Source organism: Salinimicrobium gaetbulicola (assembly GCF_042676025.1).
Classification (GTDB): Bacteria; Bacteroidota; Bacteroidia; order Flavobacteriales; family Flavobacteriaceae; genus Salinimicrobium; species Salinimicrobium gaetbulicola.
Genome location: NZ_JBHTJP010000021.1, coordinates 1 through 1,859 on the forward strand (window position 1 = coordinate 1; position 1,859 = coordinate 1,859).

At 32.2% G+C, this 1,859-nt stretch carries 3 protein-coding genes; all 3 read right to left on the minus strand.

Annotated features, from left to right (window positions below):
- Nucleotides 1–234 precede the first annotated feature (234 nt).
- The gene (locus ACFQ1G_RS01320) at nt 235–771 is read right to left on the minus strand and encodes a hypothetical protein (RefSeq protein ID WP_380736435.1); all 537 of its coding nucleotides are present in this window, start codon (nt 769–771) and stop codon (nt 235–237) included.
- Between the two features lie 155 nt (nt 772–926).
- On the minus strand, nt 927–1,172 hold the full coding sequence (locus ACFQ1G_RS01325) for a hypothetical protein (protein ID WP_380736436.1): 246 nt from the start codon (nt 1,170–1,172) through the stop codon (nt 927–929).
- A 91-nt stretch (nt 1,173–1,263) separates the two neighbouring features.
- The gene (locus ACFQ1G_RS01330) at nt 1,264–1,629 is read right to left on the minus strand and encodes a hypothetical protein (protein ID WP_380736437.1); all 366 of its coding nucleotides are present in this window, start codon (nt 1,627–1,629) and stop codon (nt 1,264–1,266) included.
- Nucleotides 1,630–1,859: the final 230 nt, after the last annotated feature.

Sequence of the window (1,859 nt, forward strand, 5' to 3'; positions counted from 1 at the left end):
CAATCCGTTTTTCAGCAATTTTGGTTTATCACAGCAACCAATTAATAATATAGAGGAAAGTAAAATGAGAAGTTTGTTCATTCGGTTTTAATTGTGCCCAACGTTCCCGGTTAACAAAAGTGGCGTGTAGGGAATGCATCAGTTGTCCGGCGCAACGGGTTAGTCTTATGGAAATAAATGTAGGAAAATATCTTTCAAAAAAGCCATTTTAGTTAACCGATGTTGTACAACGTTCTATCTATCCCATCCATCAATAAGATAATTTTTATCAGTCAGTTTTTCTTCAATTCCCGAACTTTTAGATTTAAACCATAATTCAAACCGAGTCGGATAAAAATTTGAAAAAGTTCCTTCATATATTACTGAAGTTCCTTTGTATAATTTATAATCACCACTCAAGTCCCTAACTTCGTTTTTAGTCCGTTTAGCTAATATTTCTCTCGACAATTGAATGTATTGTGTTAATTCAAAAGCTTTAATGTAGATTTCTCCTTTTTCAGTTGGTTTGTGCCACATATAAAAATCATAACCATTATAACCGTTTCCAACTACCACAATTTTTTCTTGATTAACATCCATGGATTCCAAGGAGTCTATTTGATTATCGGTCAGAAATTCAACTGGTTTTTCAAAACTCATATTACCAGGAATTTGAACATTCAAAAATTTTGCTTCCTCTCGGGCTTCAGCATTAAGTTCGAAAACAACCCAAACTAGAATCAAACAAAATACAATTAAAATTCCTAAGGTAATTTTTTTAAGAAAATTCATATCTGAATGTTGTACAACGTCTCCGGTTAACGCAAGTAGCGGATGTTGGAAAACGATTTTTTTGTCAGCTAAGTTGTCTTTTTAAAGGTAGTCAAAAATGTCATTTTTGAAGGATCTCAGCTATTTGCTCGTTAACCGATGTTGCCACACGTTTTTCATTTAAATATGCTATTAAAAACCTGATTAATATCATTTGCAATATTAGCATTCAATTCATTGTCTGTTATTTGAAGCTTATTAATATTTTTCCCAGTTGTCCAGTCAACAAAAAACTTGCTATCTACTTGTTCACCATTGAGAGCTTCCTCGTGTTTTTGGTTAAGCTCTTTAATCTTAGAATCAAACAGTCTCATTTTCTCACTTGATTCAGTTCCGTACAGGAATTCAGATAAATTTTTCATATAACTTCTTTTATTTATTATAGAGCAAATATATGAAAAATATTCTTACGATAGTATTTAGTTATAATGAGTGAGTGTTAAAAGAAAATTTTTATTTATCACCTTGATGAGGCAAAGCTACTTTTAGACTAAACTTTATGCGGGATGTTGATTCATTAGTCAAATTTTCTGAAGTTGAAGCGCCTAAATTCAAAACTTGGATTTTAAGTCCGCCACCAATTTTGCTGTTTTCTTCATTAGAAGCAGTTACAGCAACATCAAAATCCACACTTGTTAAATGTCTTCTACCATCTTTACCATCTTTTCTCCAAATAGAAGTCGTTTGGTTGTGGTCTTCTATTCGTTCCATTATGACTGGATTAATTATTGCTCCATTCGATTCGGCAAACTCCTTTGTTTCATTAATAGACTTTATTATTGATTTAAGGGTTGTGGTAATAAATTGGTCTAATTCCATATGTTTTTTTTAAATGTGTGGCAACGTCTCCGGTTAACGCAAGTAGCGGACCTGGGAAACGTAAATTTTCGGTTAAGTTATCATTTTAAAGGTACTCAAAAATGTCATTTTTGAACGATCCACCGGTATTTGCTCGTTAACCGATGTTGTGTGTCGTTTTATATTTAGTTTATTATTAATCACAATCATTTCTTTCATTCATTATTGCTCTTTCGTTTAGGTATTTTTGA

Excerpts from the sequence above, each read along its gene's own strand:
- ACFQ1G_RS01320 (WP_380736435.1), bottom strand. The coding sequence starts at position 771 with ATGAATTTTCTTAAAAAAATTACCTTAGGAATTTTAATTGTATTTTGT.
- ACFQ1G_RS01325 (WP_380736436.1), bottom strand. The coding sequence starts at position 1,172 with ATGAAAAATTTATCTGAATTCCTGTACGGAACTGAATCAAGTGAGAAA.
- ACFQ1G_RS01330 (WP_380736437.1), bottom strand. The coding sequence starts at position 1,629 with ATGGAATTAGACCAATTTATTACCACAACCCTTAAATCAATAATAAAG.